Annotated in this window: 16 protein-coding genes and 1 pseudogene; 16 read left to right on the forward strand and 1 reads right to left on the reverse strand. The window is 41.5% G+C overall.

Going from position 1 to position 20216, the window contains the following annotated elements; translation table 11 throughout:
- Positions 1 to 10: 10 nt before the first annotated feature.
- The 5 genes from MKX59_RS25245 to corA all read left to right on the forward strand — a co-directional run bounded on the left by MKX59_RS25245 (position 11) and on the right by corA (position 4882).
- Positions 11 to 1000, forward strand: coding sequence for an inorganic phosphate transporter (locus MKX59_RS25245; protein ID WP_023987085.1), 990 nt, complete (start codon positions 11 to 13; stop codon positions 998 to 1000).
- 240 nt (positions 1001 to 1240) lie between these two features.
- The gene (locus MKX59_RS25250; RefSeq protein ID WP_023987086.1) at positions 1241 to 2689 is read left to right on the forward strand and encodes an amino acid ABC transporter substrate-binding protein/permease; all 1449 of its coding nucleotides are present in this window, start codon (positions 1241 to 1243) and stop codon (positions 2687 to 2689) included.
- A complete protein-coding gene (locus MKX59_RS25255; RefSeq protein WP_023987087.1) occupies positions 2682 to 3410 on the forward strand; it encodes an amino acid ABC transporter ATP-binding protein in 729 nt (242 codons plus the stop codon). Before MKX59_RS25250 ends, MKX59_RS25255 begins: the two co-directional genes overlap by 8 nt.
- A 162-nt stretch (positions 3411 to 3572) precedes the next feature.
- Positions 3573 to 3719 (forward strand): GNAT family N-acetyltransferase, encoded by a 147-nt coding sequence (locus MKX59_RS27640; protein WP_081327454.1) that lies wholly within the window; start codon positions 3573 to 3575, stop codon positions 3717 to 3719.
- Between the two features lie 203 nt (positions 3720 to 3922).
- On the forward strand, positions 3923 to 4882 hold the full coding sequence (gene corA, locus MKX59_RS25260; RefSeq protein WP_340859298.1) for a magnesium/cobalt transporter CorA: 960 nt from the start codon (positions 3923 to 3925) through the stop codon (positions 4880 to 4882).
- A gap of 6 nt (positions 4883 to 4888) precedes the next feature.
- Here the strand turns inward: corA and MKX59_RS25265 are convergent, their stop codons facing one another.
- Entirely contained in the window at positions 4889 to 5404 is a 516-nt protein-coding gene (locus MKX59_RS25265) for a hypothetical protein (RefSeq protein ID WP_025721205.1), read from the reverse strand.
- Between the two features lie 226 nt (positions 5405 to 5630).
- Between MKX59_RS25265 and MKX59_RS25270 the strand changes: the two genes are divergently transcribed.
- The 11 genes and pseudogenes from MKX59_RS25270 to MKX59_RS25320 all read left to right on the forward strand — a co-directional run bounded on the left by MKX59_RS25270 (position 5631) and on the right by MKX59_RS25320 (position 20099).
- Positions 5631 to 5921: a YerC/YecD family TrpR-related protein gene (locus MKX59_RS25270; protein WP_007428885.1), complete on the forward strand. Its 291-nt coding sequence runs from the start codon at positions 5631 to 5633 to the stop codon at positions 5919 to 5921.
- Entirely contained in the window at positions 5921 to 6709 is a 789-nt protein-coding gene (locus MKX59_RS25275) for a sirohydrochlorin chelatase (protein WP_028542001.1), read from the forward strand. The genes MKX59_RS25270 and MKX59_RS25275 overlap by 1 nt, the downstream gene beginning before the upstream one ends.
- A 173-nt stretch (positions 6710 to 6882) precedes the next feature.
- Positions 6883 to 7764: a diacylglycerol kinase gene (locus tag MKX59_RS25280; RefSeq protein WP_013308843.1), complete on the forward strand. Its 882-nt coding sequence runs from the start codon at positions 6883 to 6885 to the stop codon at positions 7762 to 7764.
- Between the two features lie 218 nt (positions 7765 to 7982).
- The gene (rlmD, locus tag MKX59_RS25285; RefSeq protein WP_340859303.1) at positions 7983 to 9785 is read left to right on the forward strand and encodes a 23S rRNA (uracil(1939)-C(5))-methyltransferase RlmD; all 1803 of its coding nucleotides are present in this window, start codon (positions 7983 to 7985) and stop codon (positions 9783 to 9785) included.
- A gap of 744 nt (positions 9786 to 10529) precedes the next feature.
- Positions 10530 to 12083 (forward strand): type I restriction-modification system subunit M, encoded by a 1554-nt coding sequence (locus tag MKX59_RS25290; protein WP_028542003.1) that lies wholly within the window; start codon positions 10530 to 10532, stop codon positions 12081 to 12083.
- The gene (locus MKX59_RS25295) at positions 12080 to 13330 is read left to right on the forward strand and encodes a restriction endonuclease subunit S (protein WP_028542004.1); all 1251 of its coding nucleotides are present in this window, start codon (positions 12080 to 12082) and stop codon (positions 13328 to 13330) included. The genes MKX59_RS25290 and MKX59_RS25295 overlap by 4 nt, the downstream gene beginning before the upstream one ends.
- A 1-nt stretch (position 13331) precedes the next feature.
- Complete coding sequence (locus tag MKX59_RS25300; protein WP_028542005.1) at positions 13332 to 14537, forward strand: AAA family ATPase; 1206 nt, start codon at positions 13332 to 13334, stop codon at positions 14535 to 14537.
- Entirely contained in the window at positions 14534 to 17632 is a 3099-nt protein-coding gene (locus MKX59_RS25305) for a type I restriction endonuclease subunit R (protein WP_028542006.1), read from the forward strand. The genes MKX59_RS25300 and MKX59_RS25305 overlap by 4 nt, the downstream gene beginning before the upstream one ends.
- A gap of 14 nt (positions 17633 to 17646) precedes the next feature.
- Positions 17647 to 18126, forward strand: a pseudogene (locus MKX59_RS25310) (N-6 DNA methylase); the annotation flags it as partial.
- A 360-nt stretch (positions 18127 to 18486) separates the two neighbouring features.
- On the forward strand, positions 18487 to 19476 hold the full coding sequence (locus MKX59_RS25315; protein WP_340859310.1) for a tRNA dihydrouridine synthase: 990 nt from the start codon (positions 18487 to 18489) through the stop codon (positions 19474 to 19476).
- A 53-nt stretch (positions 19477 to 19529) separates the two neighbouring features.
- Positions 19530 to 20099 (forward strand): SF0329 family protein, encoded by a 570-nt coding sequence (locus MKX59_RS25320; protein WP_069081253.1) that lies wholly within the window; start codon positions 19530 to 19532, stop codon positions 20097 to 20099.
- Positions 20100 to 20216: the final 117 nt, after the last annotated feature.

Below are 20216 nucleotides of genomic sequence, written 5' to 3' on the forward strand. Positions count from 1 at the left end.
GTCCTTTTACATGGATACAAGTTTATTGGTATTAGGTATTGTTATTTTTCTTGCTCTGGCATTTGATTTTATTAATGGTTTTCATGATACGGCGAACGCGATTGCAACTTCGGTATCGACCCGTGCATTGACCCCGCGACGTGCGATTATTATGGCTGCGGTCATGAACTTTCTCGGGGCAATATTGTTTACAGGGGTTGCGAAGACCATTGGTGGAAGTGTCGCTGATCCAACCAAGCTTACGAATGGAATTGATATCGTCATTGCGACGCTGATCGCTGCGATTATCTGGAACCTCTTAACCTGGTGGTTCGGTATTCCTTCATCCTCTTCTCATGCATTGATTGGTGCATTGGCTGGAGCGGTGTATGTAGGTGCAGGATCGGATAAATTAAACTGGAGCGGCTTCATCGGGATTGTCGAAGGACTTATTTTCTCCCCGTTGATTGCTTTTGTTGTCGGTTACATCGTGATGATGATTTTAAAATATATCTTCGCTCATCGTAGTCCGCATACGGTGAACAAAGGGTTTCGTACAATGCAGGTCATTACAGCAGCGCTTCAGTCGTTCACGCATGGTACGAATGATGCTCAAAAGGCGATGGGGATTATTACATTCGCACTCGTTTCGGCGGGGTATCAGGACCATTTGGAAGTACCCATGTGGGTAAAAATTTCAGCCGCAACAGCGATGGCGCTGGGTACGTCTATCGGGGGCTGGAAAATCATCAAGACGATGGGAACCAAGATTTTTAAAATCGAGCCAATTAACGGATTCGCAGCTGACATTTCGGGAGCCTCTGTTATTTTCACAGCTACATTGCTTCATTTGCCCGTAAGTACTACTCATGCCATTACTTCGGCTATTTTGGGTGTGGGTTCTGCGAAGCGCTTTTCCGCTGTGCGCTGGTCGCTGGCCGGTCGAATTATTATTACTTGGGTGATAACCATACCGATTGCTGCACTGTTATCTGGATTGATTTTCAAAATTCTTTTTTAGTTCATTATTATTTCTTGAAAAAAAGGTACACACTATAGAATACACAATAAGCTTCCGTCCGCTTTTTGCGGCAGGGGCTTATTGGCATTCTGGGATAAAACTGCTTCTTCAAAGTTCACACATCCAGATAGTTCCATGAAACGTTTTTCAAAAAATACCTGACATCAAAGTAGTCAATTTTTAATAACTCCTGTAGAATAAACAGAAAACTTTGAACCGTTCAACTGACTGGAGGAAATTATGCAAAAATCTAGAAAACTAATAGCACTCATGATTTGTTTGTTTTTTGTGGTTGCCCTGGCCGGTAATTTCGGTGTAGTGGCACATGCAGAAAATAAAACAAAGTATGATATCGGCACGGATACAACGTTCGCGCCTTTTGAGTTTGAAGATGTAGATGGTAAATTTGTCGGTATCGACATGGATTTGCTGGCAGCTATTGCCAAGGATCAGAATTTTGAATATACCATTAAGCCCCTTGGCTTTAACGCGGCAGTGCAGGCCCTTGAAACGAATCAAGTGGATGGTGTCATTGCCGGGATGAGTATTACCGATGAACGCAAGCGGAAATTTGATTTTTCCGAGCCTTATTTTGATTCAGGCGTCGTCATGGCGGTCCGCAAGGATAATGATACGGTTAAACGCTATGAGGACTTGAAAGGACAGCGTGTCGCTGTCAAAACAGGAACGGAAGGTTACACATTCGCAGAATCCATTAAGGCCAAATACGGCTTTACTACAGTACCGTTCGACGATTCTTCTCAAATGTATGATGAAGTTAAAACAGGTAATTCGGTTGCCTGCTTTGATGACTATCCGGTACTGGCATACGGTGTAAACCAGAATAACGGCCTTAAGCTGGTAACAGATAAGGAAAAAGGTGCTTCTTACGGGTTTGCTGTTAACCAAGGCAAGAACCAAGAGTTGCTGGAGAAATTTAATGCAGGGCTTGTTAATCTGCGCAATAGCGGGGAATACGATAAAATTTTGGCTAAATACCTTGGCGAATCGGGCAAAGGTGTGGCGCCTGTAGAAACCAGCCGCTGGGGCCTGATTTCCGCTTCGCTGCCTTCGCTGATTAAGGGCATGGGAAATACGTTGCTGTACACACTTGTATCTTTACTCGTAGCCTTTATCCTAGGGTTGGTGTTTGGCTTTATGAAAGTAAGCCATAACAAGGTGTTCCGTGGTATTGCAACTGTATTCGTCGATATATTCCGCGGTATTCCGCTGATCGTGCTTGCTTTCTTTATTTACTTTGGTATTCCACAGGCACTGGATTTCAAAATGCCGCTTTTTGTTGCGGCTGTATTGACGTTATCCCTGAATGCGGGTGCGTATGTAACTGAGATTATCCGTGGTGGTATTCAGTCCATTGATCCGGGACAAATGGAAGCAGCTCGTTCGCTTGGTCTACCCTATCGGACGGCTATGCTTAAAATCATTTTGCCACAAGCTGTGAAAATCATGATCCCGTCGTTTATCAATCAGTTGGTTATTACGTTGAAGGATACGTCCATTTTGTCTGTTATCGGTTTGGTCGAATTGACCCAATCGGGTAAGATCATTATTGCGCGGACATTCCAATCCTTTGATATTTGGCTGGTAGTAGCGGTGATGTATCTTATCGTCATTACAGTCCTGACCAAAATTTCCAACCGTCTTGAAGGGAGAGTTCGCCGTGGGTAAAATAATCGTTAAAAACCTGAAAAAAAGCTATGGTAGTAATCAAGTGCTAAAGGGCATCGACATGCAAGTACGTGAAGGCGAAGTTGTGTGTGTCATTGGCCCGTCTGGTTCGGGGAAAAGTACGTTTTTGCGTTGTATGAACATGCTTGAAGAAATTACCGCAGGTGAGGTCATTGTCGATGACTACAACTTGAGTGACAAAAACGTGGACATTAACAAAGTCCGTGAAAATATAGGTATGGTATTTCAACATTTCAATCTGTTTCCGCATATGACCGTGCTCAAGAACATTATGTTCGCGCCGACTGAACTGGGCAAACAGTCCAAGGCAGAGGCCCGGGAAACGGCTATGAAGCTGCTGGATCGTGTAGGTTTGGTCGATAAGGCAGATGCATTGCCAGGACAGCTTTCCGGCGGTCAGAAGCAGCGTGTGGCGATTGCACGTGCGCTAGCAATGAATCCAGACATTATGCTGTTCGACGAGCCTACCTCGGCGCTCGATCCTGAAATGGTGGGCGAAGTGCTCGGCGTAATGAAAGATCTGGCGCGTGAAGGCATGACGATGATGATCGTAACGCATGAGATGGGTTTTGCACGCGAAGTAAGCGACCGTGTCGTGTTTATGGACGGTGGTTACATCGTAGAAGAAGGAACGCCACAAGAGGTATTTGGTAATCCGAAAAATGAGCGGACCATTAGTTTCTTGGAGAAGGTATTGTAAGTGGGCAAGGTTTGCCGTGAGTGCAGGTAAGGACGTAGTGTGCGATCGCTCCGCAGTGCATTTGATCTTTCGATCGCTGTTGCTTCTACAAATTCAAATGGACCACTGCGCTACGACTCGCTGATTGCTCCTTTTCGTGCAAAGAGCCTGCCTCACTCTTGAATGAGTGGGTATAGGGGAAGAGAGCGAGATGAAGATTACGCGCGTATCGTCGTTTTTGTGATGGATTCAAAACATCGTAATAAAGGCATCGGCAAGGCGTTAAATCAGGAAGCGGAAGCTCGGGCTAAAGGAACGGTTTGGATATGAAGCGACAAGCACGGGGGTTGTGAAAAAGATTTAATTATAATGAATTGATTATTTTATAAGGATATCTTGGGAGGCATGTTGGCCCGGAGATATCCTTTTCTTTATTAAAAGGAATTTAGAACTTGAGATTTGTATAATGTTAATTGGCTTATATAAAATATAAATAACATATCAGACGGAAGTGTAAGCGAGGGGGACGTACGGTGATACGTACATTGGCTATAGGTCATGATCATCAGGTAACAGTGGGAAAACCATTGGATCAGATCGTCATGGAGGATTATATATGGATGTGGGTAGATTTTAGCAAGCCTACAGATCGCGAGACGGAGCTGCTGACGAGTTATTTTCATTTTCACCCACTGGCTGTGGAGGATTGTATGCATGTTCTGCAACGTCCCAAATTGGATTATTACGAGGATGTGCAGTTTCTGGTCGTGCATGCGCTTGATGTAGATACGTTAGCTGCGGAAGAAGTGGATATGTTTATTAGCAGTCGTTTTTTGGTTACATATCACCATCATGAGTTAGAGGAGCTGGATCAAGCCTGGGAGCGGATTGTCCAGCATGCGAATGAACGCAAAATATGGTCGCGAGGACCGCTGGCTGCAGCCTACACGGTGATGGACAAGCTGGTAGATAACTATTTTCCGAGCCTTTTTATGATTGAGGATGAATTAGCCGAGCTGGAGGGCTTGGGCGGTCGCGAATCCGTAGAGGAATTAATGAAGCAGGTGTTTGACCTGCGTGGCAGGCTGCTCAAGCTGCGCCGTACCATCGTACCCATGCGTGATCTGATGTACCGAGTTTTGAATTCGCAGCATGTGCAGGGCCAAGGAGATCATATGGCTTATTTTACCGATATATATGATCATTTATTGAAGCTGACAGACATGCTGGAGGCCGACCGCGAGATGACAGCCGACCTGAGGGACAGTTATATATCGCTCAATTCCAATCGCATGAATTCAATTATGAAGACGCTGACCGTAATTACGACCGTTTTTATGCCCTTGACGCTGATTGCAGGAATCTATGGTATGAATTTTTCGAATATGCCCGAGTTGGGCTGGAAATATGGATATTTTGGCGTACTGTTCTTCATGTTTTTGTTGAGTGTTGCAATGGTGGTCTGGTTTATGCGCCGAGGCTGGTTCAAATAGTATAGTCTACTTTCTTTTGCGCTTGCGCGGACGTCTGCGCGGGGTAGTGGTGCTTTTGCGCTGTGTCTTTTTCCGACGTGGGCGTGGTGGTGTGTATTCATCCAATTCCTCGGCGATATCTGTTGCAGAGTTTTTGCTCGCGGATTTGCCGAATGCTGGGAGAGAGCCCATAATCAGCTTCGCCATTGGAGCAAATTGCTGCACACTGGACATGACCTTTTGCACCTTGCCGACCGTAGCAACAATTCCATCAATACCACCCATACGGTCAATGAAGCCTTTGATTTCGTTGAGATTACTGAGGTTGCCAAGACCTCCAAGCAGTCCTCCTTTGGCTGGAACCGGGTCTGGTGTGACCACGGCAGAATCCGTAATACTCGCTGGCGCCTCGTAAGGAACCAGCCCGGAAGAACCGGCTTGCGGAACCTCGTTGTATGGATCGAGTCCGGGATAAGGAGATGAACTATACGGATCGGAAAGGGAGCGCTGTAGCGGCCTCCGATGATAGTAGTGTCCAGGCATGAGATCACATTCCTTTGCAGGTTGATACTCTACTGTATGTTACAAACGCACAGTGGGTTTAGGCGCGTGTCCCGAAATCAGGTATAAAAGCGGATTTGGGCATTCGTACGGTACGTTTCTATGGTCATAATGTTGTTCTGTAATGCGTGAAACCGTTAATGCTTGAAAAAGCGACTATTCCTCGGGTACAATGAGGAGAGATCGTAACCTTGGGAGATGATAATCCATGCAGCTTAAGAAGCTTAATGATAAAAGTATTGATCAATTGTTCGAAGCTATTTTAACTCTTAAAAATTTGGAAGAGTGCTATGTATTTTTTGATGATCTGTGCACGATTAATGAAATTCAATCCCTCTCCCAACGTCTAGAGGTTGCCCGTATGCTAGGCAAAGGCAGCACATATAATCAGATTGAAGCAGAGACAGGGGCCAGTACAGCCACCATTTCACGTGTTAAACGTTGTCTGAACTATGGTAATGATGGGTATAAAATGACTCTGGAACGTCTGGGACGCTAATGCGGAGCCCTGGGATACTGGTAATCAGCCACGGCTCTAGGGAGCCATATTGGGTGGAACAGGTGGATCAGGCAGTTGCAAAGCTTCATTTGCCGGAAGAAATACCAGTAGAGGTTTCATTTTTGGAAACGGTTAAAGAAAGATTGATTCAAAATGGTATTGACCGTCTGGAAGCCTTGGGTGTAACAGATATATTGGTTATACCTTTGTTTGTGTCATCAGGCAGTACGCATGTAGATGAGATTAGCTATGCACTGGGTGTCAAAGATGCGCCGGACAAAGAAACAGATTTGAAGCCGTTTCGAATGAAGGCGCGAGTGCATTTTGGCAGCCCGCTGGATGACGGAGAAGATGTTGCCCGCATGGTGTGGGACAAGGTTCGCCCGCTATCGGCCGACCCTGCGAGAGAGGTTATTTTACTCGTAGGTCACGGCAGTGTGCACAACGGCTTTTTTCAGCGCTGGGAGCAGGGGATTTCTTCGTTGGCCCGTACGGTGCAAAGCGTGAGCGGTATCATCACGGACCACGCTTTGCTAAATCCCGAGAGTGTGTACGACAAGGCAGCGTATTGGAATCAGGAGCGGGGTCATGATGTTATTGTGGCACCGCTATTTTTGAGTTCTGGATATTTTACAAGCCACATAATTCCTAAACGCTTGCAGGGGCTCGAATACCGTTATTCAGGAGATCCTTTATTGCCGCATCCTTTGCTCACAAGCTGGATGGATAGACAAGTTCGTGAATTATTGCAAAGTGTGCAGAAGCAAGCAAGGTCAAGTCATAGGTAGTCTAGTTCGGCTATAGCGTCATCTTAGCCTTAAATTTCCTTATTTGGGCAAAGTCTGGCTTCTTTTATTGTAAAAGAGGTCTTTTTCCAGTATGATGATATTTTGTACAGACTGAATGTGATGAACTGCTATGTGAATATAAATATCATTAAATATACGGGTGGCGTAACGGAATGAAAAGAGCTAGATTAATCTATAATCCGACCTCTGGGCGTGAGGAAATGAAGCGTCGTCTTGCGGATGTTTTGCAGCGCCTGGATGAAGGTGGTATTGAAGCCTCTTGCCATGCAACTACGGGTGAAGGGGACGCAACGCGTGCCGCAATAGAGGCCATTGAGCGTGGGTATGACATGATTATCGCCGCGGGTGGCGACGGTACATTGTATGAGGTCATTAACGGGATGGCTGAAAGAGAAAACCGCCCGCCCCTGGGTGTGTTTCCTTTGGGGACGACGAATGATTTCGCCAGGGCACTAGGCATCCCCAAGCACTGGGAGGATTATTGCGACCTAGTTATTCGTCAAAATCCGAAGCCGCTGGATATCGGAAAAGCGAACGACCGCTACTTTATCAACATTGCAGGCGGGGGAACTTTAACCGAGCTTACGTATGAAGTTCCGAGCAAGCTAAAAACGATGATTGGCCAGTTGGCGTATTATTTTAAAGGTATGGAGAAGATGGTCAGCCTTGCTCCACAGGAGCTGATCATCAAGGCATCGGGTCAGGAAGTGATTCACGACGAGTTTATGCTCTTCCTGATTGCGAATACGAATTCGGTGGGCGGGTTTGAAAAGCTTGCTCCCGGGGCGACAATAGATGATGGGCTCCTCGATGTCATCGCTGTGCGGAAATGCAATCTGGCGGAAATGATCCGGTTGGTAACACTTGCGCTGCGTGGTGAGCATTTGCAGGATAAGAAGATTGTTTATTTTAAAACAGATTACATGGAAGTGACCTCACCCGGCTACGTCCAGCTTAATCTGGATGGCGAACTGGGCGGTACCTTGCCAGCGACTTTCCGGAATTTACCTCATCATTTGAATGTTTTCCGGTGAGGAATGATGAGGAAATACTTCTGCTTCCGGGCGGCAACGCAATATAGTATATGGAATGAAGAGTAGGTAGTTGTTTTTGTGAACATATTGGTTCTTGCCGTTCTCCGTAGGGAGTAACGGCATTTTCGAGTTGATGTTTGTATGTTTAGATGACCATTCTAATTAGACGTCCGAAGGAAAATACCGCATAAAAAGAAGATCAGAAAGAAGTGACAATCATGATGAATAACCGTAGCGGACGTGGAAAAAGCCGCCGGAATGCAGCGACAGCAACTCCTGTTCAAGGAAATCAGCACAAAAAGACTATGAAGGCGACAAGAGAGAGAGAACCGGAACAGTCTCGAGTTAGAGCTGGAAATGGGCTGCTTCAAGCCGAAATCAAACATAAAAATGGAAATATGAATGAAGTGGCTCAGAAGAAAAGGGAAAATGGACGAAATATTCGTCGTTCTTCCAACGGTGGACGAAGTCAGGAAGCTTCCAATCGTAACCGGTCTAGTGTAGAGCGTAGCGATCTGCCTGTGCAAAAGAACGATGAGGCCGTGATAGACATCATCGGCATGAACCACGATGGCGAGGGCGTAGGACGTGTCGAGGGTTTTACGCTGTTCGTTCCAGGTGCGTTACCGGGTGAAAAGGTTCGAGTAAAGGTGTTAAAAACGAAAAAGCAGTATGGGTATGCCAAGCTGCTGGATATTGCGCAGGCTAGCCCTGACCGGATTGCAGCTCCGTGCGCCATCTACGATCAATGCGGTGGCTGCCAGATCCAGCATATGAGCTACGAAGCGCAGCTCAGCTGGAAACGCCAGCATGTCGTGGACGTGCTGGAGCGTATCGGGAAGCTGAGTGTGGCTACAGAGCCAAGTGAGCATACTGCACAGGTTTTGGCTGCTTCTGCGGATACAGATGGTGAGGCCGATACAGTCACGACTTCTGATTCGGCCATGAATGCGGATGGAAATGCCGACAGCATGTCGCGTGTACATGGCGTAGTCGTGCATCCTACACTCGGTATGAGTGAGCCTTGGCGATACCGCAACAAAGCCCAGGTGCCGATTGGTGTCACCGAGGGTGGGCTTGTCGGCGGTTTCTACGCACGTGGCAGCCATCGAATTGTGGATATGAACACCTGTCTCATTCAGGATGAGCGTAATGACGAAGTTGTCGCACGTGTGAAAGAGATTGGCCGAATGCTCGGCATCAGTGCATATAATGAAGAAACCGGACGCGGGCTGCTGCGCCATGTCGTTGTAAAGACTGCTTTTCGCACGGGTGAAATGATGCTGGTGCTCGTGACGAATGGGCGAGATATTCCGCATGCAGATGCGTGGATCGGCAGTATCTGTGAGCATATCCCACACGTGGCAAGCATATGCCAGAACGTGAATACGAAGCGAACGAACGTTATTTTTGGCGACGAGACTCGTGTACTGTGGGGGCGTGACGTGATCTACGACTACATTGGAAACGTCCAGTTTGCGATTTCCGCGCGATCCTTTTATCAGGTGAATCCCGTACAAACGGAAGTGCTGTATAGCAAAACTGTCGAATATGCCGGGCTCACGGGCAAAGAAACGGTAATTGATGCGTATTGCGGCATCGGCACGATTTCTTTGTTTCTCGCCCAGCATGCGGACCAGGTGTATGGGGTCGAAATCGTCAAAGAAGCCATCGACGATGCACGGAGTAATGCGCTATTGAACGAAATGCGTAATGTGAAATTTGAGGTAGGCGCGTCCGAGGACGTCATTCCTGCATGGAAAGAGCAAGGCATCACCGCCGACGTTATCGTCGTCGATCCACCCCGCAAGGGCTGCGATCCACGCCTGCTCGATACCATTCTGGAGATGAAGCCAGAACGCGTGGTGTATGTATCCTGTAATCCAAGCACACTGGCACGGGATTTAAGAATATTGGAGGATGGCGGGTATAGTACAGTGGAAGTACAGCCTGTGGATATGTTCCCGCATACGGTGCATGTGGAGAGTGTGGCATTGTTGGAATGGCGGGGTTTGGAATAAGTGAATGTTTGAGTTGGGGACGGATTGGGGACGCGTCTGATTTTGTATTCTTACTTGTTTCTTGGATTAGTATTTTGATAAGTAAAAATTGAACTTATGAGCAAGATTAGGGATTCGCATATATCTGGTAATTCTATAAGAGCTTTGCACTTCGCTGAATAAAAAAGAAAGTACAACCGGCTAGCCTTTAATACTGAAGACTTTTACGCTTAAACTCGTGCGTTGGCAGTTTTGCTCTAACTTACGCTTTTCATTAAAATGCCTTGCACTCAGGTAAAGTCATGAACCACTCGCTAAAGCATAAGGGGCTATTCGTTTTAAATTGCCGTGCATGCATCTTTGGTTGTAAAACTTTATTTAGTCATCCAATGACGAATACTCGCGTCGGCGAAATAGGTTGTACTCCAAAATGCTGTGGAATGGTTCGAATTACTAAGCGTTTTGCCTTGTTTTAAGTAGGACGTAGCATCCCGCGTCCAAGGTTTTTTGGAGCATTTCGCAGATCCATGGCAGCTGTACACAACGGCTCTCATTAGCAGCCCACAATCGAACGGCCGAAGACATCTCGTTTCATTTGGTATAATAAATTCGAATGGAATTCTCTATTCTAATTAGGGAACTTAAGAGATGATAGATGTACAAGAAGAAAATATTAAGAAAAGCGTCTAGAAAAGCAGGAAAACAGAGAAAAATCGGGCTTTTGGAGTTTCGAGAATGCTTATTGTAAAAATCGGAGGTATACAAATGTCAAGTGCAGTACAACAACAACGTGCAGGATTACAATCTCAAATCTGGAAAATAGCCAATGACGTTCGTGGCTCAGTAGATGGATGGGATTTTAAGCAATATGTTTTGGGAACTCTTTTTTATCGTTTTATTAGTGAGAATTTTTCTAGCTATATTGAAGCCGGCGACGAAAGCATCAATTATGCAGAACTTGACGATAGCATTATAACTGAAGAGATCAAAGAAGATGCCATCAAAACAAAAGGTTATTTCATATATCCGAGTCAATTGTTCTCCAATATTGCAAAAAACGCCAATGTTAATGAAAGTTTGAATACAGATTTAGCTGCTATATTTTCTTCTATTGAAAGTTCAGCAAACGGTTATCCTTCTGATCTGGATATTAAAGGGTTATTTGCTGATTTCGATACGACAAGCAATAGATTAGGAAATACGGTAAAAGACAAAAACAGTCGTTTAGCTGCTGTCATTAAAGGCGTGGAAGGGCTTAATTTTGGTAGTTTTGAAGATAGCCACATTGACCTTTTTGGTGATGCTTATGAGTATTTAATCTCTAATTATGCTGCTAATGCAGGGAAATCCGGAGGAGAATTCTTCACACCGCAGCCTGTATCTAAACTTATTGCACAATTAGCGATACACAAGCAAACTACTATTAATAAGATTTATGACCCGGCTGCCGGTTCAGGTTCCTTGCTCTTACAAGCCAAAAAACAGTTCGACGCTCATGTTATTGAAGATGGTTTTTATGGACAGGAGATCAACCATACGACGTATAACCTTGCTCGTATGAATATGTTTTTACACAACATCAATTACGATAAGTTCAACATTGCATTGGGAAATACGCTTTTAGACCCTCAATTTGGTGACGAAAAGCCTTTTGATGCGATTGTATCGAATCCTCCTTACTCCGTAAATTGGATCGGTAGCGATGATCCAACGCTTATTAATGATGAACGATTTGCTCCTGTGGGCGTATTAGCCCCAAAATCCAAAGCCGATTTCGCCTTTGTCCTTCATGCGCTTAGTTACTTGTCAAGTAAAGGACGTGCAGCGATTGTTTGCTTCCCTGGCATTTTTTACCGTGGTGGCGCAGAGCAGAAAATCAGAAAGTATCTGATTGATAACAACTTTGTTGAAACGGTTATTTCATTGGCGCCGAACCTATTTTATGGGACTTCAATTGCGGTTAATATTTTGGTTCTTTCCAAGCATAAAACGGATAATAAAACTCAATTTATAGATGCTAGCGGTGTGGATTTCTATAAAAAAGGAATCAATAATAATGTACTGACAGATGAACATATTGAGAAAATTATGAGCATGTTTGATTGCAAAGAAGATGTTGAGCATGTTGCGAAATCTGTTGATTATGATGCAATCGTTCAAAATGATTACAATCTGTCTGTAAGCTCCTATGTGGAAGCAAAAGATACAAGGGAAATTGTTAATATAAATGAGCTGAATGCAGAAATAAAAATGACGGTAGCCAAGATCGATCAGCTTCGTGCGGAAATAGATAAGGTTGTTGAGGGGATTGAATCATGATTAAGCCCAATTTTATAGAGGAATTGCTTGATGGGGTTCAGGTTGAGTGGAAGACTTTGGGGGAGATTGGCGAATTCACACGTGGCAAAAGGTTTGTAAAAACCGATATGCTCTCAGAAGGTTTCCCATGTATTCATTATGGAGAAATGTATACACATTATAATATCTGGGCAGATAAAACTAAATCATTCGTGAGTCATGATCTAGCCTCAAAGCTACGAGTTGCAGAACATGGTGACGTAATAATTGTTGCTGCTGGGGAAACAATTGAAGATATTGGGATAGGTACTGCTTGGCTTGGTCCTACAGGAGTTGTTATTCATGATGCTTGTTTTGCATATAGAAGTTCTTTGAATCCTAAGTATGTTTCATACTTTTTGCGAACCAAGCATTTTCATGACCAAATTAAGAAATATATATCTTCAGGGAAAATTTCTGCGATTAATGCGAACGGCCTAAGTAAAGCCCAAATTCCCATCCCACCTCTAAAAGTACAGGAAGAAATCGTCCGTATTTTGGATATCTTAACAGAGCTTACAGCAGAGCTTACAGTAGAGCTTACAGTAGAGCTTACAGCTCGTAAAAAGCAATATACCTATTACCGTGATAAGTTGCTGAGTTTTGACGAGGATGAAGTTGAATGGAAGGCTTTGGGGGAAGTTGCTGAAAAAATTTATTCAGGTGGGACACCTAAAACAGGTGTTACAGAATATTGGGAGAATGGTACAATTCCTTGGATGAGCTCAGGAGAAGTTAATTTAGAAACTGTATATGCTACAGAGAAATATATTACTAAATCAGGTTTAGAAAATTCTAGTGCTAAGTTTGTTCCCAAAAACTCAATTGTTATTGCATTGGCAGGACAAGGTAAGACCCGTGGAAAAGTTGCAAGAATTAGAATTGATTTAACAACTAATCAATCTCTTGCTGCATTAACGTTTGATGAAAGTAAAGTTAATACGGATTATATTTTTCATTATTTAAAAACTCAATATGATAATTTACGTCAAATATCCTCAGGAAGTGGAACTCGTGGTGGTTTAAATTTACAGATGATTTCAAATTATAAAATACCTATTCCCACTACTTCTGAACAAGCACGCATCGTATCTATTTTAGACAAATTCGACGCCTTGACATCTTCAATCACTGAGGATTTACCTCGTGAAATAGAATTGCGTCAAAAACAATTCGAATATTACCGTAATATGCTTCTTAGCTTTCCAAAAGAGGAGGTAGAAGCATAGTATGGGAAAGAGTTTAAATGAAATTGCACAACAGTTAAAAGATAATGGAAAAAACGTTCAATTAATTTATGCTTTTAACGGAACAGGTAAAACAAGGCTCTCACGAGAATTCAAATTGTTAATTGCACCGCAAGGAAAAGAGGATACTGAATTTGAGGAATTAGAAGCGGTTAAATTTCTTTACTATAATGCTTTTACGGAAGATTTATTTTATTGGGATAATGATCTACAAAATGATACTGAACCAAAACTGAAAATCTATCCGAATTCTTTTACAAAATGGATATTTGAAGAGCAAGGACAAGATGGTAATATTATTAAAAATTTCCAAAATTATTCGGATAAAAAATTAAATCCGCGTTTTAATGAAGAATATAGTATTAAAGATAAAGATGGAAAAGATATAACAATAGGTGCTTTTACAGAAATAACTTTTTCATATGAACGTGGTAATGAAGAACGTTCTAATAACATTAAAATTTCAAAAGGTGAAGAGAGTAATTTTGTATGGTGTGTTTTTTATACTCTGCTTGAACAAGTTATTGATGTATTAAACGTAGTTGAACCAAGTAATAGAGGAACAAATCAGTTTGACCAGTTAGAGTATGTATTTATAGATGATCCTGTAAGTTCATTAGATGATAATCACTTGATTGAATTAGCAGTAGATTTAGCACAATTAATAAAATCCAATATACCAAACCTTAAATTTATTATAACTACACATAATCCCCTTTTTTATAATGTACTCTGTAATGAATTTAACAATTCTAACAGGGAAACAGGCTACAACAATAATAAACACTTTAAAAAACATAGGTTAGAAAAGAAAGAAGAAGGCATTTATGAGCTCATATCTCAGCCTAATGATTCGCCTTTTTCTTATCATCTTTTTCTAATAAATGAAATCGACAAAGCTATTGCATCTGAGCAAATATATAAATATCATTTTAACTTTCTTCGAAACATTTTAGAGAAAATGTCCACCTTTTTAGGTTATTCTGATTGGGGAGATTTGTTATTACCTGTTAAAGGAAGTCATGCTGCATATGAAAAAAGGATTCTGAACTTATCCAGTCATTCGAAGCATTCAGGTGAAGAAATCGTTGAACTAACAAATGATGACAAGAATGTTTTAAGGCATCTTATTAGTGAAATTAAAGAGATATATAGGTTTAAAAAATTAATTAAGGGGGGAAATGAATGAGCGATTTCAAACCCATTGTAGAATCAAACAACTTCATCGTTCTGGATAAATATACGAAGATCGATCAGCAAGGAGCTGATTATCAGACAGAAGCTGATTTGGAACGAGAACTGATTCAAGATTTGGACAATCAAGGTTATGAACATCTACCAAGTTTAACCACTCATGAAAAAATGCTTGCTAATGTCCGAGTGCAACTGCAAAACCTTAATAATGTACAATTTTCAGAAGCTGAATGGTTTAGATTTTGTGAACAGTTTTTAGATAAACCCAGTGATAACCATATTGATAAAACACGTAAAATTCATAATAATTACATTTATGACTTTGTCTTTGATGATGGGCATATTCAAAACATCTACCTAGTGGACAAAAAGAATATCGCCAATAATAAAGTGCAAGTCATTTCCCAATTTGAACAAAAAGGAACGCAAGCCAACAGATATGATGTTACCCTTTTAGTCAATGGCTTACCTTTAGTACAAGTAGAGCTTAAAAAACGTGGGATTGCCATACGTGAAGCCTTTAATCAGGTTCATCGATATAGTAAAGAGAGTTTTAATTCAGAAAACTCTCTGTTTAAATATTTACAGATTTTCGTGGTTTCTAATGGGACAGATAGCCGTTATTTTGCTAATACGACTAAACGTGATAAAAACAGTTTTGATTTTACGATGAATTGGGCTAGATCAGATAATACCCTGATTAAAGATTTAAAAGATTTCACAGCTACATTTTTTCAAAAAAATACTTTACTGAATATACTACTGAAATATTCCGTTTTTGATGCGAGCGATAATCTACTGATTATGCGTCCTTATCAAATTGCGGCTACAGAAAGAATTTTATGGAAAATTAAAAGTTCACACTTATCCAAAAATTGGAGAACCACTGAAAGTGGCGGATATATTTGGCATACAACGGGTTCAGGGAAGACGCTTACAAGTTTTAAAGCAGCTCGTTTGGCTACTGAACTGGATTTTATAGATAAAGTATTTTTTGTTGTAGATCGCAAAGACCTGGATTTTCAGACGATCAAAGAGTATCAGCGTTTTTCTCCTGATAGTGTTAATGGTTCAGAAAGTACCGCAGGATTAAAACGTAACATTGAAAAAGATGATAATAAAATTATTGTGACGACGATTCAAAAACTGAATAACCTAATTAAAAGCGAAACAGAGTTACCTATATATCATAAGCAAGTGGTATTTATTTTTGATGAAGCCCACCGTTCACAATTTGGTGAAGCTCAAAAAAATATCAATAAAAAGTTTAAGAAGTTCTATCAATTTGGATTTACAGGTACGCCTATTTTCCCAGAGAATGCGTTAGGTTCTGAAACGACTGCTTCTGTCTTTGGTCGAGAGTTACACTCTTATGTAATTACGGATGCCATTAGAGATGAAAAAGTTTTAAAGTTCAAAGTAGATTATAACGATGTACGTCCCAAGTTCAAAACGATTGAAAAAGAACAGGACGAGAAAAAGCTATCGGCCGCAGAAAATAAAGAAGCATTACTACATCCTGAACGGATTAAAGAAATTTCTCAATATATTCTTCATAATTTTAAAATAAAAACCCACCGTTTAAATGCGAATGGAAAAGGATTTAATGCCATGTTTGCTGTGAGCAGTGTTGATGCAGCCAAACTCTACTATGAATCATTAAATAACTTACAACAGGGAAGCAGTAAACCCCTTAAGATTGCGACAATCTTCTCCTTTGCTGCTAATGAAGAGCAAAATGCTATAGGTGAAATTCTTGATGAAACTTTTGAACCTTCAGCAATGGATAGTAGTGCAAAAGAGTTTTTAAGTTTAGCCATTAAAGACTATAATGCCATGTTTAAAACCAATTATGGCGTAGAAAGTAAGGAATTCCAAAATTATTATCGTGACCTTGCTAAACGAGTAAAAGACAAAGAGATCGATTTATTGATTGTTGTAGGCATGTTTTTAACCGGGTTCGATGCTCCTACATTAAATACTTTATTTGTTGATAAAAATCTCAGGTATCATGGTTTGATGCAAGCCTTTTCGAGAACAAATCGTATCTATGATGCAACTAAAACCTTTGGAAATATCATTACGTTTAGAGATTTAGAACAAGCCACTATAGATGCTATTACTCTTTTCGGGGATACAAACACTAAAAATGTAGTGCTGGAAAAAAGCTACAAAGAGTATATGGAAGGGTTTACTGATATCGCAACGGGGGAAGCCCGGCGTGGTTATGTAGACGTAGTAAAAGAGCTGCAAGAACGTTTTCCTGATGTTGAAGATATTTCTACTGAAAAAGATAAAAAAGAGTTTGCCAAGCTTTTTGGTGAATATTTGCGTGTTGAAAATATTTTGCAGAATTATGATGAGTTTTCAAGTCTAAAAGCTTTACAAACAGTAGATCTCAATGACTCTGAGGCTTTGGAAAATTTTAAATCTACTCACTATATGAATGATGAAGATATAGCTGCCATGCAAGAAATTAATGTACCAGAAGAAAGAACGATTCAAGATTATCGTTCATCCTATAATGATATTCGTGATTGGCTTCGTCGTGAGAAAAACGGAAAACAAAAAGACAATTCCTCTATTGATTGGGATGAGGTTGTCTTTGAAGTAGATCTTCTAAAATCACAAGAGATCAATTTAGATTATATTCTTGAACTTATTTTTGAAAATAACAAAAAAATAAAAGATAAAGAATCGTTGGTTGAAGAGGTACGTCGTTTAATTCGTTCGAGTGTAGGGAACCGTGCGAAAGAAAGTTTGATCATCGATTTTATTAATCAAACAGACTTGGATAATATTCAAGATAAAGCAAGTATTATTGATGCCTTCTTCTCATTTGCTCAAAAGGAGCAAAAACGTGAAGCAGAAGAATTGATTACTACTGAAAGCCTTAGTGAAGAGGCCGCAAAAAGATATATTTTAAATTCATTGAAAAAAGAATATGCTAGTGAAAATGGAACGGAGCTTAATGAAATTCTTCCTAAAATGAGTCCTCTTAATCCTCAGTATTTAACAAAAAAGCAGAGCGTTTTTCAGAAAATCTCTGCCTTTGTAGATAAGTTTAAAGGAGTAGGCGGAAAGATTTAATAAATCTAAAATAGCATGGTGTCTTGTTCCGTGGTATAGCAGAAGGTGCGATTCGCCAAACGATCATTGAGAAAAACTATCTTGATACAGTTATAGGATTACCTGCTAACTTGTTTTATGGCGTATCCATCCCAACTACGATCTTAGTATTCAAGAAAAATCGTAAAACAAAAGACATCTTGTTTATCGATGCAAGCAATGAATTTGAAAAAGGTAAAAATCAAAACAAACTTACTGATAAAAACATTAATAAGATTATTGAAACGTACCGAAATCGTGTAGATGTTGATAAATATGCTCACGTGGCATCACTTGAAGAAATCAAAGAAAACGAGTTTAACTTAAATATTCCTCGCTACGTGGATACGTTTGAAGAAGAGCAAGTCATTGACCTTGCCGAAGTGAGTAAGCTTTTAGAGCAAGATAAACAAGAAATCGCTGAACTTGAAGCCAAAATCAATGAACAGCTGAAAATTTTGGGTATTCATGTGTAGAAATTGACGAAAAGGGTCAAGGATATTATTCCTCGGCTCTTTTTTTAAGCCATTCGCTTGGGAACGGCGTAGGCTGGGGGAAGTTATGCCGTGCAGTATTTCTATGAACTGCGGCGCAGTACGTTATAGAAGATGGCAAGGAGGGGCGGCGCTCTTCCTTTTTTTGCGAGTCTTTTGGGGAGTCTGCTCCTCTATTGGGTATGATATACTCATTTAGATGTCTATGCTTAACATATACTGCCGTTTGAACTACGTTGCTTAAACATGTTTTATGTGAAGAAGAAGCAAGGACATGAACAGGTTAGCTTTACCATTTTGGGACCAAAGATTTGTCCTGGTATTTATAGAGGAGTTTTTGATATGACGAATAATTTTTGGTGTGATTTGCCACGACCTTTTTTTATACTGGCACCGATGGAAGATGTGACGGATGTTGTGTTTCGCCATGTCGTAAGTGAAGCAGCCAGACCGGATGTGTTTTTTACGGAGTTTGCGAATACAGAGAGTTATTGTCACCCGGAGGGGAACAAAAGTGTACGCGGGCGTTTGACTTTTACAGAGGATGAACAGCCCATGGTGGCCCATATCTGGGGAGATAAGCCAGAATACTTTCGTGAAATGAGCATCGGTATGGCGAAAGAAGGCTTCAAAGGCATCGATATTAATATGGGTTGTCCTGTAGCGAATGTAGCCGAGAATGGGAAGGGAAGCGGCCTGATCTGCCGTCCCGAAATCGCAGCGGATATTATCCAAGCCGCGAAAGCCGGGGGACTGCCCGTCAGTGTGAAAACAAGGCTCGGTTTCACTACCGTAGACGAATGGCGCGACTGGTTGACCCATATTTTGAAACAAGACATCGTTAATCTCTCTATTCATCTGCGGACCAGAGAGGAAATGAGCAAAGTAGACGCTCACTGGGAACTGATTCCGGAGATTAAGAAACTTCGTGATGAGGTGGCACCAGACACACTGCTGACCATTAACGGAGATATTCCGGACCGTCTGACCGGCTTGAAGCTTGCTGAGCAATATGGAGTGGATGGCATTATGATTGGGCGTGGTATTTTCCAGAATCCATTTGCGTTTGAGAAGGAGCCGAAGGAACACAGCAGTGAGGAATTGCTTGAACTGCTGCGGCTTCATCTAGATCTCCATGATCATTATTCAGCGCAGGAGCCACGTTCGTTCAGCCCTCTCGCTCGCTTCTTCAAAATATATGTCCGTGGATTCCGAGGGGCAAGTGAACTCAGAAACAGCTTAATGAACGCCAAATCAACAAGTGAAGTGCGTACATTGCTTGATGAGTTTGGAAGCAAGGATCATGATGAGGTAGAGGAACGCGGAAATTAAATTACCAAGTTGGGGATGGGCTGTTAGTAGACATTGAAAACATAGGAGGATATATGTCCTGGAGTAAATTGAAGCAACAACTGGAGAGCTTCCTCTGTCCTGCGTTAGACGGAAGGGTCGAATACCGAGCGACCAGTTACCGTTATTTGCTTGATAAACCTGGAATTTGTTATATAACTGTAGATAAGAAGAACATACTCAATATGAATGATATCATTAGTCCAATCAAATGGTATCAGTCGGAGCAGGAAATTAAGAATGATCCAGATATCCAAGTTCCTATCAGCAATGAAGAAATTGAAGCGGTCAGAAAAGATACTAATGGGAATGTTCCGGAGGCTCGTCTACAAGTAATTGCAAGAGGTAGAAAAATATCAGAGCATGCAAAGGAGCTTTTGTCAGCACAGGCCTCATTAAGCAAGTCTAATTTTAATGTTGTAGCTAATAAGTTTTTAACTACTTCTATAGAGGAAAGCTTAGAGAGTAATGATATCTTATTGAATATTCTAGCTTTAGTGGACAGACGAGTAGGAAAAAAGCGAATTTTAAACATGACCGGGAAGATGAAGTTAAAGCATCCCATTGTGCAGTATTTTTATGAACTACGGCGCAGTACGTTATGAAAATAAATAACTTTCATTGATGTTGGCACGTCGTGTCAGGGTTTGTGACAAACTTGTGCTGAAAACATGAATGAAGATTTAAAAGAAATCGGGGAACAGGTTGAATGGAGAACGGGG

The organism is Paenibacillus sp. FSL R7-0340, assembly GCF_038002205.1.
In the GTDB taxonomy this organism is placed as follows: Bacteria; Bacillota; Bacilli; order Paenibacillales; family Paenibacillaceae; genus Paenibacillus; species Paenibacillus polymyxa_B.

Excerpts from the sequence above, each read along its gene's own strand:
- MKX59_RS25270 (WP_007428885.1), top strand. The coding sequence starts at position 5,631 with ATGCAGCTTAAGAAGCTTAATGATAAAAGTATTGATCAATTGTTCGAA.
- MKX59_RS25305 (WP_028542006.1), top strand. The coding sequence starts at position 14,534 with ATGAGCGATTTCAAACCCATTGTAGAATCAAACAACTTCATCGTTCTG.
- MKX59_RS25295 (WP_028542004.1), top strand. The coding sequence starts at position 12,080 with ATGATTAAGCCCAATTTTATAGAGGAATTGCTTGATGGGGTTCAGGTT.
- MKX59_RS25275 (WP_028542001.1), top strand. The coding sequence starts at position 5,921 with ATGCGGAGCCCTGGGATACTGGTAATCAGCCACGGCTCTAGGGAGCCA.
- MKX59_RS25300 (WP_028542005.1), top strand. The coding sequence starts at position 13,332 with ATGGGAAAGAGTTTAAATGAAATTGCACAACAGTTAAAAGATAATGGA.
- MKX59_RS25250 (WP_023987086.1), top strand. The coding sequence starts at position 1,241 with ATGCAAAAATCTAGAAAACTAATAGCACTCATGATTTGTTTGTTTTTT.
- MKX59_RS25280 (WP_013308843.1), top strand. The coding sequence starts at position 6,883 with ATGAAAAGAGCTAGATTAATCTATAATCCGACCTCTGGGCGTGAGGAA.
- MKX59_RS25245 (WP_023987085.1), top strand. The coding sequence starts at position 11 with ATGGATACAAGTTTATTGGTATTAGGTATTGTTATTTTTCTTGCTCTG.
- MKX59_RS25265 (WP_025721205.1), bottom strand. The coding sequence starts at position 5,404 with ATGCCTGGACACTACTATCATCGGAGGCCGCTACAGCGCTCCCTTTCC.
- MKX59_RS27640 (WP_081327454.1), top strand. The coding sequence starts at position 3,573 with ATGAGTGGGTATAGGGGAAGAGAGCGAGATGAAGATTACGCGCGTATC.
- MKX59_RS25320 (WP_069081253.1), top strand. The coding sequence starts at position 19,530 with ATGTCCTGGAGTAAATTGAAGCAACAACTGGAGAGCTTCCTCTGTCCT.
- MKX59_RS25290 (WP_028542003.1), top strand. The coding sequence starts at position 10,530 with ATGTCAAGTGCAGTACAACAACAACGTGCAGGATTACAATCTCAAATC.
- rlmD (WP_340859303.1), top strand. The coding sequence starts at position 7,983 with ATGATGAATAACCGTAGCGGACGTGGAAAAAGCCGCCGGAATGCAGCG.
- MKX59_RS25315 (WP_340859310.1), top strand. The coding sequence starts at position 18,487 with ATGACGAATAATTTTTGGTGTGATTTGCCACGACCTTTTTTTATACTG.